General features: G+C 69.6%; 12 protein-coding genes. 7 read left to right on the top strand and 5 right to left on the bottom strand.

Annotation, left to right across the window (positions count from 1 at the left end; genetic code table 11):
- Nucleotides 1–70 precede the first annotated feature (70 nt).
- Nucleotides 71–820 (top strand): hypothetical protein, encoded by a 750-nt coding sequence (locus tag FHX60_RS11910; RefSeq protein ID WP_183283484.1) that lies wholly within the window; start codon nucleotides 71–73, stop codon nucleotides 818–820.
- A gap of 92 nt (nucleotides 821–912) precedes the next feature.
- Here FHX60_RS11910 and ggt read toward each other — a convergent pair whose 3' ends face one another.
- Nucleotides 913–2,793, bottom strand: coding sequence for a gamma-glutamyltransferase (gene ggt / locus FHX60_RS11905; protein ID WP_183283483.1), 1,881 nt, complete (start codon nucleotides 2,791–2,793; stop codon nucleotides 913–915).
- A 206-nt stretch (nucleotides 2,794–2,999) separates the two neighbouring features.
- On the opposite strand from ggt, the gene FHX60_RS11900 reads away from it, so the two are divergent.
- From FHX60_RS11900 to FHX60_RS11890, 3 genes are all read left to right on the top strand, one after another.
- Nucleotides 3,000–4,712, top strand: a complete 1,713-nt coding sequence (locus tag FHX60_RS11900) for a vWA domain-containing protein (protein ID WP_183283482.1) — start codon at nucleotides 3,000–3,002, stop codon at nucleotides 4,710–4,712.
- 76 nt (nucleotides 4,713–4,788) lie between these two features.
- Nucleotides 4,789–5,403 carry a sigma-70 family RNA polymerase sigma factor gene (locus tag FHX60_RS11895; RefSeq protein ID WP_183283481.1) on the top strand — a complete coding sequence of 205 codons (615 nt, stop codon included), beginning with the start codon at nucleotides 4,789–4,791 and terminating at the stop codon, nucleotides 5,401–5,403.
- Nucleotides 5,400–6,548 carry a hypothetical protein gene (locus FHX60_RS11890; RefSeq protein ID WP_183283480.1) on the top strand — a complete coding sequence of 383 codons (1,149 nt, stop codon included), beginning with the start codon at nucleotides 5,400–5,402 and terminating at the stop codon, nucleotides 6,546–6,548. The genes FHX60_RS11895 and FHX60_RS11890 overlap by 4 nt, the downstream gene beginning before the upstream one ends.
- Nucleotides 6,549–6,567: 19 nt before the next feature.
- Here FHX60_RS11890 and FHX60_RS11885 read toward each other — a convergent pair whose 3' ends face one another.
- Both FHX60_RS11885 and FHX60_RS11880 read right to left on the bottom strand, forming a co-directional pair.
- Nucleotides 6,568–7,755 (bottom strand): CAP domain-containing protein, encoded by a 1,188-nt coding sequence (locus FHX60_RS11885; protein WP_260163849.1) that lies wholly within the window; start codon nucleotides 7,753–7,755, stop codon nucleotides 6,568–6,570.
- A 289-nt stretch (nucleotides 7,756–8,044) separates the two neighbouring features.
- Complete coding sequence (locus tag FHX60_RS11880; RefSeq protein ID WP_112775310.1) at nucleotides 8,045–8,983, bottom strand: LysR family transcriptional regulator; 939 nt, start codon at nucleotides 8,981–8,983, stop codon at nucleotides 8,045–8,047.
- Between the two features lie 176 nt (nucleotides 8,984–9,159).
- On the opposite strand from FHX60_RS11880, the gene FHX60_RS11875 reads away from it, so the two are divergent.
- Together FHX60_RS11875 and FHX60_RS11870 are read left to right on the top strand one after the other, a co-directional pair.
- The gene (locus FHX60_RS11875) at nucleotides 9,160–10,422 is read left to right on the top strand and encodes an acyl-CoA dehydrogenase family protein (RefSeq protein WP_092313992.1); all 1,263 of its coding nucleotides are present in this window, start codon (nucleotides 9,160–9,162) and stop codon (nucleotides 10,420–10,422) included.
- Nucleotides 10,423–10,577: 155 nt separating this feature from the next.
- Entirely contained in the window at nucleotides 10,578–11,270 is a 693-nt protein-coding gene (locus FHX60_RS11870; RefSeq protein ID WP_092313994.1) for a glutathione binding-like protein, read from the top strand.
- A gap of 65 nt (nucleotides 11,271–11,335) precedes the next feature.
- Here FHX60_RS11870 and FHX60_RS11865 read toward each other — a convergent pair whose 3' ends face one another.
- Nucleotides 11,336–12,181, bottom strand: a complete 846-nt coding sequence (locus FHX60_RS11865; protein WP_183283478.1) for a hypothetical protein — start codon at nucleotides 12,179–12,181, stop codon at nucleotides 11,336–11,338.
- Nucleotides 12,182–12,477: 296 nt separating this feature from the next.
- Between FHX60_RS11865 and FHX60_RS11860 the strand changes: the two genes are divergently transcribed.
- Complete coding sequence (locus FHX60_RS11860; protein WP_244981323.1) at nucleotides 12,478–12,897, top strand: helix-turn-helix domain-containing protein; 420 nt, start codon at nucleotides 12,478–12,480, stop codon at nucleotides 12,895–12,897.
- On the opposite strand, the gene ureG is transcribed toward FHX60_RS11860, so the two are convergent.
- Nucleotides 12,894–13,523 carry an urease accessory protein UreG gene (ureG, locus tag FHX60_RS11855; protein ID WP_012352366.1) on the bottom strand — a complete coding sequence of 210 codons (630 nt, stop codon included), beginning with the start codon at nucleotides 13,521–13,523 and terminating at the stop codon, nucleotides 12,894–12,896. The two genes, FHX60_RS11860 and ureG, sit on opposite strands and share 4 nt — an antisense overlap.
- Nucleotides 13,524–13,526 lie beyond the last annotated feature (3 nt).

Genomic DNA, 13,526 nt, shown 5'->3' with positions numbered 1-13,526 from the left:
GGCGTTTTCTTTTCGGCGCGGCAAAGCACGGCATAATCGCCAGAATCCACAGAAACACCGAAATCGCAGGATGTTCTGGCTGCTCTTTCTCCTCCCGGGAACGCTCGCAGCGTGGAAAGTCGGATCTGACCACGGCTTCCTCGCCGGGCTGGCTACCCTGATCGCCGTGCTTGTCGCGCAGACGGCATTGTTGTTCTGGCTTTCGGACCGCATGAACGGCAAGGGTGCCACGGCCCCCGCCGGGGAGACACCGCGCCAACAGCCTGAAGTACCGCTCCAGGCCGGAGCGAAAGCGTGCTTCAAGCGGGTCCTGCTGACGGCTGAGACCGAAGGCCGGTGTGATGCCACCCGGCGCCTCTACGAAGACCTGAAGGCAACGATCGGCGAATACCTTCACGTCGAGTCAGGGGGCGAGGGTTCCGATGCTGCGATGGTGTCCAGCATGGAACCCGCCGCCGCAGACAATGTGGCGACGCCCCCGGACGATGCCCTGGTAGTGTTCCGCTCGCGTGACCTGGCATGGTCGGGCTTCCGGTTCGGCAGCGAGAGCTTCCGTTTCCGCTACTGGTTGATCTCCACGGTACGCTTCACCGAGGTCCTTCCGGCCAAGGGCGGCGGCTACTACGCGGTGTCGCTGGAGTTCAAGGTTTCTGCCAGGAATCGGCCGCCCGGCACGAGCGCCGAATCCTGGCGATCGAGCGAATTCGAGCTTTTGCCCGATTATTCAGCGTCACGCTCCGATGCCATCGCCGCCGCGCTGGTCGAGATTGCCGGGGTTCTCGGCGCGAAGTATGAATACCAGAGCTATATGAACGTCTAGCAGCGAAGGTCGGGAGCCAGCCGGCGACGACGGGAACTGCGACATCCTCCAAATTCCAGTCGTCGTGAGGTCGCGCGCGCCCACGATCGCGCTCAATCCCCCAGCGCCACCCCTTCCCGCCGCGGATCCGCGCCACCGGCCCACACCGTCTTCCCGTCCGGTCCCTGGCGGCGCACGATGGCCTGCGTGCCGCTGGTCATCTCGATCGCCGTCACCTGGTGGCCGCGCGCCTGCAGGGTCTGAACCAGGCCCGGCGACACCAGGCCCTGCTCGACTTCGGTCGGGCCGTTGCGGCTGCCGAAGTTGCCCATGCCGATCGCCGCCTGCGGATCCAGGTTCCAGTCAAGCATGCCGACCAGCGCCTTGGATACGTACTCGATGATCTGCGAGCCGCCTGGCGAACCGAGCGTTGCCACCAGCTGGCCGCTCTGGCGGTCGAACACCAGCGTCGGCGCCATCGATGAGCGCGGGCGCTTGCCCGGCTGCACGCGGTTGGCCACCGGCTTGCCGTTTTCGCTGGGCACGAAGGAGAAGTCGGTGAGCTGGTTGTTGAGCATGAAGCCGCGCACCATCAGATGCGAGCCGAAGTACGACTCGATCGTGGTGGTCATCGAGATGGCGCCGCCGCGGTCGTCGACCGCGACGATCTGCGAGGTCGAAATGCGCGGTGGCGAGCGGTCCGGCGCGTAGGCCAGCGTGGCGCCCGGCGGCGTGCCGGGCTGGGCCTTGCCCATGCTCTGCTCGCCGATCAGTTCGGCGCGCGCAGCCAGGTAGGACGGGTTGACCATGCCGCTGACGTCGACCGGCACGAAGTCCGCATCGGCGACGTACAGGCCCCGGTCGGCATACGCCAGGCGGTCGGCCTCGGCAATCGCATGGACGGCGTCGGGATGGGCTTCCAGTTGTGCCGGCGTGTTCACCGCCTGCGGCTTGAGCGCCGCGAGCGCGTATTTGGGATTCTTGGTTTCCAGCGCCTGCAGCGTGCCGAGGATCTGCGCGATGGCGATGCCGCCCGACGACGGCGGCGGCATGCCGCAGACCTTAAAGCGCTTGTAGTCGGTGCACACCGGCACCCGCTGCCTGGCGCGATAGCTGCCCAGGTCGGCCAGCGACAGCGAGCCGGCGTTGCTGCCGCTGTTGACCTTGGCCACGATATCGCGCGCGATCGGGCCGCCGTAGAGCACGCCCGCGCCGCGCCGGGCAATGTCGCGCAGCGTCTGCGCCAGCTTCGGGTTCTTCAGCACCGTGCCGGCAGTCTTGGGCTTGCCCTGGGCATCGAGGAAGTAGGCGGCCATCTCCGGCGAACCGGCCAGGAACTTGTCGGCCGCGACCTGCGTGTAGAGCCGCTGCGAGATCGGGAAGCCCTTCTCCGCCAGGTCGATGGCGGGCTGGAACAGTCTGGCCCAGGGCAGGCGGCCGTGCTTGCGGTGGACCATCTCCAGCGCGCGCATCACGCCCGGGGTGCCGACCGAGCGTCCGCCGATCTGGGCCTCGCTGAACGACATCGGCTTGCCGTCCGGGCGCATGAACAGGTTTTCGGTGACGCCGGCGGGCGCGGTCTCGCGGCCGTCGAAGGCCTGCACGTTCTTGCCGTCCCAGTACATGATGAAGGCGCCGCCGCCGATGCCGGTGGCCTGCGGCTCGACCAGCGTCAGCACCGCCTGCATGGCGATGGCGGCATCGATGGCCGAGCCGCCCTGGCGCAGCATGGCGCGGCCGGCCTCGGTGGCGAGCGGATTGGCCGCGGCTGCCATATGGCGCTGCGCGTAGACCGTAGCCATGCCGGGGCGGTAACCCGACGCCACCTCCGGCGCCGGCGGCATCGCCGCGGGCGGAGTCGCTGCCGCCGGCGTAGCGGGAGCGGCCGGGGTGGCCGTGCTTCCGCCCGGGGTACCACAGGCACCGAGCAGCGCCGACAGGGCCAGCGCCAGCGCGCCGCGCCATGCCATCGAAGTGAGGTCAGGGTGAGCCATGCGAGATCTCCGGCAGAAGGATCCAACGATTGTAGTGGCGATCGGGGCATCCCGCGAGGACGGAAGCCTGGCGTACGCCACATCCGTATCGGGACAGCCGGCGGCAAAAAATATTTCGCCCGCCTCAACCCCGCCCGCCCGCATGGCCCGTTACATCGACAGGCGGTCACGCCGGCGCCCTGCCCGCGGCCTTCCAGGAGAACAACATGCAACCACGCGCACCGGTCTTCCTTTCCAGCCTTGCCGCAGCCCTGGCGCTGGCGCTGGCCGCATGCGGCGGCCCTTCGCGGCCGCTGCCCGAGCAGGCCTCCCAGCCGGTGTCCCCGGCAATGGCCCCGGCTCCGCCCCCGGACCATGCCGCCAGGGCAGCGCAGTCCAAACCCGCCGCGGAAATGCACAGCATCGAACCGCACGCCACGCTGGCAATGCCGCACCCTTACCCGTTGCCGGCACCCGCGCCGGAGGAGCGCGAACGCTACGGCGCCATCGACGAGAACGGGGTCCGGCTGGTGGCACAGGCACCCGTGTCCACCTTCAGCATCGATGTCGATACCGGCAGCTACAGCAACGTGCGGCGCCTGCTCAATGCCGGCCGCGTGCCGCCGGCCGATGCGGTGCGCGTGGAAGAACTGCTGAACTACTTCCCCTACGACTACGCCCAGCCCGCCGACGGCCGCCCGTTCGCCGTGCACACCGCGCTGGCGCCGGCGCCCTGGCATCCGTCCAACGTGCTGCTGCGCATCGGCATCAAGGGCAAGGACGTGGCCAGCGGCGCGCTGCCCGCGGCCAACCTGGTGTTCCTGGTCGACGTGTCCGGCTCGATGAACTCGCCGGACAAGCTGCCGCTGCTGAAGTCCTCGCTCAAGCTGCTGGTGAACCAGTTGCGCGCGCAGGACCGCATTACGCTGGTCACCTACGCCGGCAGCACGCGCGTGGCGCTGCCGCCCACGCCGGGCAGCGACAAGGCCGCCATTAGCGCCGCCATCGACCAGTTGGTGGCCGGTGGCAGCACGGCCGGCGCCAGCGGCATTGCGCTGGCCTACCAGGCCGCGCAGCAGAGCCATATCGCCGGCGGCATCAACCGCGTGCTGCTGGCCACCGACGGCGACTTCAATGTGGGCGTGACCGACTTCCGCCAGCTCAAGAGCATGGTCGAGGAAAAGCGCAAGTCGGGGGTGTCGCTGTCGACGCTGGGCTTCGGCACCGGCAACTACAACGAGCAGCTGATGGAGCAGCTGGCCGATGCCGGCGACGGCGCGTACTCCTACATCGACAACCTGATGGAGGGCAACAAGGTGCTGGTCAGCGAGATCAGCTCGACGCTGGCCACGATTGCGCGCGACGTGAAGATACAGGTCGAGTTCAACCCGGCCACGGTGAGCGAGTACCGGCTGATCGGCTATGAGAACCGCATGCTGGCGCGCGAAGATTTCAATAACGACAAGGTCGATGCCGGCGATATCGGCGCGGGCCATACCGTGACCGCGCTGTACGAGCTGACGCTGGCGGGACAGCCCGGGCTGGTCGACCCGCTGCGCTACCAGCGCACTGCACCGGCGCCGGGGCGCGACGGCGAACTGGCGCATGTGCGGCTGCGCTACAAGCTGCCGGCGGCCAGCACCAGCCAGTTGCTCGATGTCACCGTGGCGCGGCAGGCGCTGCGCCCGCTGGCACAGGGCGACGACGACTTCCGCTTTGCCGCGGCGGTGGCCGGCTTCGGCCAGGTGCTGCGCGGCGGCAAGTTCACCGGCGACTGGCGCTACGCCGATGCGCGCGCGCTGGCGCAAGGCGCGCGCGGCGCCGACCGCTTCGGCTACCGCGGCGAGTTCGTCAAGCTGGTGGACCTGGCGCAGAGCCTGGCCACCGCAACGCCGGCCACCTCTCACGGCGGCACACCGGCCGGGCATGCGGCACGCTGAGCCGCAGCGCGGCGCGCAGCCGGCGCAGGGTGGCGCGGACTGTCGCGCCGCGCTGCGCTCTCCTATACTCGGGCGCATGCAGGCTGCCGCCCCCGCCCCATCCGCTGCTCCCGCCGACGCGCTGCGCACGCTGCCGGACCACGACCTGATGCTGCTGGTCGCGGGGGGCATCATCGAGCAGCCGGTCACCGAGCTGTTCCGCCGGCATAACGCCGGCCTCTACAACTACCTGGCCTGGCTGTGCCAGGGCAATACCGGCGAAGCCGAGGACCTCGCGCAAAAAACCTGGGTCAAGCTGATGACCCGCTGCGGCGACTACCAGCCGAGCGCGGCGTTCCGCACCTTCCTGTTCCAGATCGCGCGCAATGCCTGGCTCGACCAGGTGCGCAGCGCCGATGCGCGCCAGCGCGACGCGCTGGACGAACACCTGCCCGAGCTGCCGGCCGACGACCTCTCGCCGGAAGCGGAACTGCAGCTGCGACAGCATGCGCAGCACGTCCATCGTGCGCTGCTGCAGCTGCCGGTCGCGCAGCGTGAAGTGGTGGTGCTGCGCTTCTTCAGCAATATGAGCGTCGAAGAGATTGCGGCGATGCTGGGCGAGAAGTTCGAGACCGTGAAGAGCCGGCTGCGCTATGCGTTTGCGCGACTGCGCGCGGACCTGGCCGGCAGCGTGCCGGAGTCGGGGCCATGAGCGCCGCTGACCGTTTCATCGCCGGCGAGGACCGGCTCTCGGCGCTACTGAAAGCCCTGCCGGCCTACCCGCCGCCGCCGGCACTGGAAGCCGCCGTGCTGGCCGCCGCGCGCGCCGCGCAGCAGGACGCCGGACGCCACCAGGCCGGTGCCCCGGACCTGCCCTTTGCTTCGCCGCCGGCGCTGGCCGCGGCCGTGCTGGAAGAAGCCGCGCGCCTGCAGGCGGCCCAGTCGGCGCGGCGCGATGCGGTGCTGGCACGGGTCGCCGCCGGCGCCGCCGCGGAGGACGTGCTCGGCGCGCGGCTCGGTCCGGATGCGGCGGCGTGGCTGCGAGCACAGGCTGCGGCTTCAACCCGGAACCCCGCACAGTCATCCGCGACGGCGCGGCTCACCCATGCCGCGCGCGCGCGCCGGTGGTGGCGCTCGCTCGGACTGGTCGCCAGCGTCGCGGCGGTGGCCGGACTGACCACCAGCATCGTGCTGCGGCAGATCGACGATGGTGCGCTGTTGCCGACCGGAACGGCCGAGATGGCGTCGGCCGAGATGGCCGCGCCCGCGCCAGCGCCGGCAGCGTCGACGGCACCATCGCCGCCCTTGCCGGAAACCGCCGCAGCACCGCCCCCCAAACCCGCAGCGCCAGCCACCAAGGCCGCTCCGCCTGCACCCCGCCCCGCACCTCGCGCAGCGCCCGGCACAGAGGCGACCCGAAGCATTCCGCGCGAACCCGCGCCGGACCGCGAGGCCCTGGCACAAGCGAGCCCGGCCGCGCCGCAGGCACCCGCTGACGCAGCCATCGCGCAAGCCGCACCATCAGCGCCAGCGCCTGCCGCACCGCCCGCCCATGCACTCAAGGCTGCCCCCGCAATGGCTGCGCGTGCACCGGCGGCGGCGTCCGCCATCACCGTCTCGACCCGGGACGATCCCGCGGCCATCGCGGCGCGCCTGGGCACGGCAGCGCCGCTCAGGCTGTGGGCAGCCGAGCCCGACCATGTGGAGATCCGGGAATGGGCGCAACGGCTGTGGCAGGCGATGCCGGCGGGACAGCGCCCGCCCGTGCCGGTTGCGGCGCAGGCCGATCCCACGCTGGCGCCTGGCCAGGTGCGGATCGAGTTGCGTGGAGAGTTGCCGCCGGGCGCGCCGCAATGAGCGCGCCGGAGCGTGAGGGTCAGCGCGTGGTGAACGACCAGCTCAGGTCCACCGGCTGCGCGCCGAGCCGGCCCGTGACCCGCACGGTATAGCGCTGCTGGCTCGCCAGCGGCGCCACCGGCGTGCACACCGCCAGGCCGCGCGCGGCGCTGCTCAGGCCCGAGGAACGGCTGTCGACCTTGATGCAGTCGACGTTGCTGCCGTGCGCATCGGTGATGACGAAGTTGTCGGCATCGAACTGCAGCGAGGTATTGATCGCCTGCAGCGACACCGGGTAACCCATGGTGCGGTTTTCATAGCCCGGCGCCGGGTTGGGGCTTTCAGTGTTGACCCAGTTGACCGGCACGTCGTTCTGGCCTTCGAACGGATAGGCCACCATCTGGTTGTCGCTGCCGCCGCGGACGCGGTCGGCGAGGTCGACGGTCTGGTAGTAGCTGGCCGAGGTGCCGCTGCCGTTGGCGCCCACGCGCTCGGCAAAGCCGCTGCCGGCCGAGCCATAGCTGCCCAGCAGCGCGGCGCGGTGGAACGGCGCGTTGACCAGGTCCGACACCAGCGCGTCCTTGGGCGACATCGACAGCTGCGCATTGGCCACCGAGGTCCAGCGGTTGGCGCCGGCCACCACTTCGGCAGTGGCGTCGGTCGGATAGGCGGCCTGGATGCGCTCGTGGGCGGTGGCGCCGGTGTAACCCGGATTGCCGCTGCTTTCGTCGTGCGTCAGCGTGGCATTGGCCAGCATGTAGTCGGTATGCGCCTGCGCGGCGGCATTGAGCGGGTCGCGCGCCGCCAGCGGCGGCAGGCCCACCTGCTCGCGGCGATAGTTGGCGTAGCACAGGCCGGCGGTGCGCGGCTCCTCCAGCACGCGGTAGTTGCTGACCGCGCTGCCGCGCGCCGGCAGCAGCGAGATGCCGCTGCCCGGCGCGGCGGCGGGCGCGGGACCGCTGACGGTGTAGCAGGCACCAGCCGTGGTAGTGGTGGTGGAGCCGGTCGGCGAGGTCGGGGAGGTCGGGGACGGGGACGTGGCTGCGCTCTGGCTACCAGCGGACGGGCTGGCCTGCGCGCCGGACGGGGCCGACCCGCCAGGCGCGGCACTGGCCGTCGTGCCACCGTCGCCACCATCGCCGCCGCCGCAGGCGGCCAGCGCCAGCGCCGCGGCGGTACAGAGCGTGGTCAGGGCCAGCGTGGTGTGCCGCGCGCGGCGCGGCGGCATGGAAGGGCAATCGGCAGGCAAGCGTTTCCCAATCATCGGTCTGAGTCGTCGTGGTGGAGTTCGGCGAATTGGTCTGCCCGGGGGATCCGCGAGCGCGGACAGCCGGCGCGACAACCATCGCGGGCACCGTGCAGCATGGGCTCGCTGTGGCTCTGCCGGGGGCAGAAAGACCGGACGATGGTATGGGCCGTGACTGCGAGGGTCTAGCCCGCGAACAATTGCTTACGTGTGACCCGCGCGCGCCGCACCTGAACCTAATCCGGGCCGCGGCGGGGCCAGGCGAGCGCCGTCAGCTCGCGGCGGCTACGTCGGCCATGCCGCTGCCGAGCGAGGCCATCACCGCCATCAGCTGCTCGCGCAGCCAGCGGTTGGCACCGTCGTTCTCGCCGCCCGCGTGCCAGTACAGGTGCAGTTCCAGCGACGGCACCTTGAACGGCAGCGACAGCAGCCGGTTGGCATAGGGCTCGTTGGCGATGCGCGCATAGCGCAACGGCAGCGTCGCGAGCAGGTCGGTGCAGCTGACCACGCGGCACGCCGCGGCGTAGTGCTGGCAGCGCAGCCGCACGCGCCGCGTCAGGCCCATGCGATGCAAGGCCTGGTCCTCCAGACCGGCGCCGCGGCGGCGCGACGACACATGGACGTGCTCGGCCGCGAGGTAGCGCTCCAGCGTCAGTTCCTTCTTCACCAGCGGATGGTCGCGCCGTGCCAGCACCACCATCGGGTCGGCCATGAACGGCGCATGGTGGATCGCCGGCGACACCGGCAGCAGGATGTCGAGCGCGGCGTCGAGCGTGCCGGCCAGCAACTCCGATTCCATCTCGCGCCGGTCGAAGCGGATCGCGGCAATCTCCACCTGCGGCGCCATCGCCGTGACGCGGCTCATCAGCGGCGGCAGCAGCGTCGACTCGAGCGCGTCGCGCATGCCGATGGTGAAGCGGCGCACGGTGTTGGTAGGATCGAAGTGCGGCGTGTCCTGCAGCGTGCGCGCGAACGATTGCAGCGCGCTGCGTACCTCGGCCGCCAGCGAACGGGCCAGCGGCGTGGGCGCCATGCCCTGCCCGCGCCGCTCGAACAGCGGATCGTCGAACAGCGTGCGCAGCCGCCCCAGCGCGTGGCTGACCGCCGGCTGCGTCAGGTTGAGCTGGCGCGCGGCCGCGGTGATGCTGCCTTCGCTGTAGATGGCGTCGAACACGACGAAGAGGTTGAGGTCGATGCGGGAGAGCTGCATGCTGGTGATTCTGGCACGGAATGCAGGGAATTGATACTGGCAAATCCAGAAAATTCATTTTTCTAATTACCCGCTTTCAGATAGAGTGCATTGCATCGGCAAGGTATTGCCCGAAGACCCAGCCAACCGGCGCCGGCGGCAGCCCGTGCCCACCGATTCCGTAGCGAGGAGACCACATGGATTTCGAGTACAGCCCGAAGGTCAAGGAGATGCAGGCCAAGCTGCTGGCCTTCTTCGACCAGCACATCTATCCGAACGAAAAGCGCTTCGCCGAGGAGATCGACGCCAACCGCCGCGCCGGCAACGCCTGGATCCCGACCAAGGTGATCGAGGAGCTGAAGCCGCTGGCGCGCGAAGCCGGCCTGTGGAACCTGTTCCTGCCGCGTTCGCCGCGCGCCCCGCAAGGCCTGTCGAACCTGGAATACGCCACGCTGTGCGAGATCATGGGGCGGGTGCCCTGGTCGGCCGAGGTGTTCAACTGCGCGGCCCCGGACACCGGCAACATGGAAACGCTGGAGCGCTACGCGTCGGAAGAACTGAAGGACCAGTGGCTGGAGCCGCTGCTCGCCGGCGAGATCCGCTCGGCCTTCCTGATGACCGAGCCCGCGGTGGCCTCGTCGGACGCGACCAATATCGAATGCCGCATCGAGCGCGATGGCGACCACTATGTCATCAACGGCACCAAGTGGTGGTCGTCGGGCGCCGGCGACCCGCGCTGCAAGGTCTACATCGTGATGGGCAAGACCGATCCCGACGCCGGCCGCCATGAGCAGCAGTCGATGGTCGTGGTGCCGGCCGATACCCCGGGCATCACCATCAAGCGCTTCCTGCCGGTGTTCGGCTACGACGACGCGCCGCACGGCCATATGGAAATCGAGCTGAAGAACGTGCGCGTGCCGGTCTCGAACATCCTGCTGGGCGAAGGCCGCGGCTTCGAGATCGCGCAGGGCCGCCTCGGCCCGGGCCGCATCCACCACTGCATGCGCAGCATCGGCGTGGCCGAGCGCGCGCTGGAACTGCTGTGCAAGCGCGCGCTGTCGCGGGTGGCCTTCGGCAAGCCGGTGTCGGCCCAGGGCGTGACGCAGGAGCGTATCGCCGAAGCCCGCTGCGAGATCGAGATGGCGCGCCTGCTGACGCTCAAGGCCGCGTACATGATGGACACGGTCGGCAACAAGGTGGCCAAGGCCGAGATCGCCATGATCAAGGTGGTGGCCCCGAACGTGGCGCTGAAGGTGATCGACTGGGCCATCCAGGTCCACGGCGCCGCCGGCGTTTCCAGCGACTTCCCGCTGGCCAACTGGTGGGCGCACCAGCGCACGCTGCGCCTGGCCGACGGTCCGGACGAGGTGCACCGCAACGCCATCGCCAAGCTGGAATTGGCCAAGCACATGAACGTCAACCCGGACACCATCAAGATGCCGGTGGCGCGCGGTTTCTGAGCGCCCGGGAGCGCCGGCCGGGCCCGCCCCTGCCGGCATTGTGGAAAACGCGCAGCCGGCCTGCGCGTTTTTTTCTTCTGTGCTTAAATCGCGCGGTTCGCCACGTCGGTGGTCGATGTGGCCGTTCCCATGAATGCAGCCAGGAGATCCCTGCAATGATCGACGTCTACACCTGGGCCACGCCCAATGGCCACAAGGTCCACATCATGCTGGAAGAGTGCGGACTGGAGTACCAGGTCCACCCGATCAACATCGGCGCCGGCGACCAGTTCGGCGACGACTTCCTGAAGATCAGCCCCAACAACAAGATTCCCGCCATCGTCGACCCGGACGGGCCCGACGGCAAGCCGATCTCGCTGTTCGAATCGGGCGCGATCCTGCTTTACCTGGCGGGCAAGACCGGCAAGTTCCTGCCCGAGGACGTGCGCGGCAAGTACGAGACGCTGCAGTGGCTGATGTTCCAGATGGGCGGCGTGGGTCCGATGCTCGGCCAGGCGCACCACTTCCGCATCTACGCGCCCGAGCAGATCGAGTACGCGGTCAACCGCTACACCAATGAAGCCAAGCGCCTGTACGGCGTGATCGACACGCAGCTGTCGAAGCACGAATGGCTGGCCGGCGACCAGTACACCATCGCCGACATCGCCACCTTCCCGTGGCTGCGCAGCTGGCAGAACCAGGGCGTGGAGCTGGACGACTACCCGCACCTGAAGCGCTGGTTCAACCAGATCGCCGAGCGTCCCGCGGTCAAGCGCGGCGTGGAGGTGCTGGCCAGCGCGCGCAAGGCGCTGCAGGACGACAAGGCGCGCGAAGTGCTGTTCGGCGCCACGCAGTACAAGCGCCACTGAAAGCCGCGCGGCGGCCGGCGGCTGCGCGGCTTGCGCATGGCGCCGGTCGGCGGCCACGCCGGCCATCAGGCCAGCGCCAGCGCAGCGCGCGCCACGGCGTGGCCATCCGCACGCCGGCCGCCACGGGCGGACTCGCCATCATGCGGGGCATCGCCCGCGCCGAAGCAGCACAGCAGGCCGGTGCCCGGCGCCAGCACGTCGAGCCGGCATGACTCGTGCGCGTCGGGCGCGTAGAGCACGCCGGGCTGCAGGAAGGCCATGTCATCGCCGCTGCGCACCAGCGCGCCATGCCAGTGCAGGGCCAGCGCGCCCCGGTAACACAGCGCCCAGCGCAGCCCGCGCGCCTGCAGGTGCCGGCCCCAGTCATCCACCGAGCCATCCAGCTGGACAAACTCCGGGCGCATGCCCTGCCGCGCCTGCCAGACATCCGCGTCCAACACGTCCGCCAGCGCATGCGGCGCGGCCGCGCCATCGGCATCGGCCGCGGCCCCGACGGGGGCAATGGCGCCCAGCGCGCACTGCCACGCGCCCGCGGGCATGGCCACGGGACCCGAGGCCCCGGCCGGGCCTTGCGGCACCGCGCGCACCAGGATGGTGTCGGCCACCGCCTGCACCTGCATCGGCACGCCGGGCGCGGGCGCGAACAGTTCGCCGCCGCCCACCAGCAAGCTGCCGCGGCCGGGCGAAGACAGCCGCAGGCCACCGCGCAGGCAACCCCACCATTCATGGCAATCCGCTGAAAATTCGGGCTGGCGCTCGCCGGCGCAGAGGAAGATGTAGTCGCAGGTGCAGCCCAGCCCGGCAGCGGCGGCAAGCAGGCGTGGCTGGAATCCGGGAAGGAAATCCGACGGCGCGTGGCGGTCGGCATCGATGGCGCGCATGCGCGCCTCGAACAGCGTGAAGATCTGCATGGCAATCCCCCTGCAGGGCGACAGGCGCGCGGCGCCTGTCCGCGCAGCCGGCGCACGCGTGGCGGCGTGACGCGCGGTCTTGCGCAATAACCCGTCTGGCGCGGCGCCGCGGTGCAGGCCGCCCGGTTGATGCCATCGTGCCGCGCCAATGCCTGGCGCGCCCCTCAATTTGCGGATCGGACACCGATAGTGAGGATGAGGATAAGTTGTCGTGGCCTCAAGGTCAAACCCTTAGCCTCAGACCACTCCGAACTTTTGTTGATCCCATGACCTCTCGAAATCTCAGACTTTTCGGATTGCATCTCGCCTGGCTACGCAAGCAACGAGGCTGGTCCCAGGAGACGCTTTCGCTCGAAAGCGGACTCTCGCGCTCGTACCTGAGCGGCATTGAAAGCGGCAAGCGCAACCTGGCGCTGGCCAACATCTGCAGGCTGGCCGAGACCCTCGCCGTGCCCACCGCCGAGATGCTCGACTTCAGCCGCCACGACGCCAGCCAGCTGCAGGTCGAGCAATCGCGCGCGCCATTCGGCAACCGCCAGCGCGCGGCGATCGAGGCCACGATGCACCACATGGCCGAGCTGAGCGAGCCCGAGCTGAACCTGGTCGCCGCGGTGGCGCGGGCGCTGGCGGGCAAGGGCAGCTTCCGCCCCGCGCTCGCGCACGGCAGTTCCGGCACCAGGCCCGCACCCGATGCCGACGCTACCCCGCAAGGCTAGAGCCCCAGCATGCCCTGCCGTTCGATGAAGCGGATCACCTCGTCCAGGCCCTGCCCCGACTTGACGCTGCCCATCACGAACGGCCGGGTGCCGCGCATCTTGCGCGCATCGCTTTCCATCACCGGCAGCGATGCGCCCACATACGGCGCCAGGTCGGTCTTGTTGATCACCAGCAGGTCGGACTTGGTGATGCCCGGCCCGCCTTTCCTAGGAATCTTCTCGCCCCCGGCGACGTCGATCACGTAGATCGTAAGATCAGAAAGTTCTGGGCTGAAGGTCGCGGCCAGGTTGTCGCCGCCGGACTCGATGAAGACCACGTCGGCATCCGGGAAGCGCGCCAGCATGCGATCGACCGCCTCCAGATTGATCGATGCGTCCTCGCGGATCGCGGTGTGCGGGCAGCCGCCGGTTTCCACGCCCAAAATGCGCTCCGCCGGCAGCGCGCCGGAGATCGTAAGCAGGCGCTGGTCCTCCTTGGTGTAGATGTCGTTGGTGATCGCGACCAGGTCATAACGGTCGCGCATCGCCTTGCACAGCATTTCCAGCAACGTGGTCTTGCCGGAGCCGACCGGGCCGCCGACGCCGACGCGCAGCGGAGGGTTCTTCTTGGTACGGGCGTGGGTCATGGT

This window comes from Cupriavidus alkaliphilus (assembly GCF_014191175.1).
Taxonomy (GTDB): Bacteria; Pseudomonadota; Gammaproteobacteria; order Burkholderiales; family Burkholderiaceae; genus Cupriavidus; species Cupriavidus alkaliphilus.
Note: the sequence above shows the minus strand (reverse complement) of the source record. Positions and strands in the feature narration are given on the sequence as shown.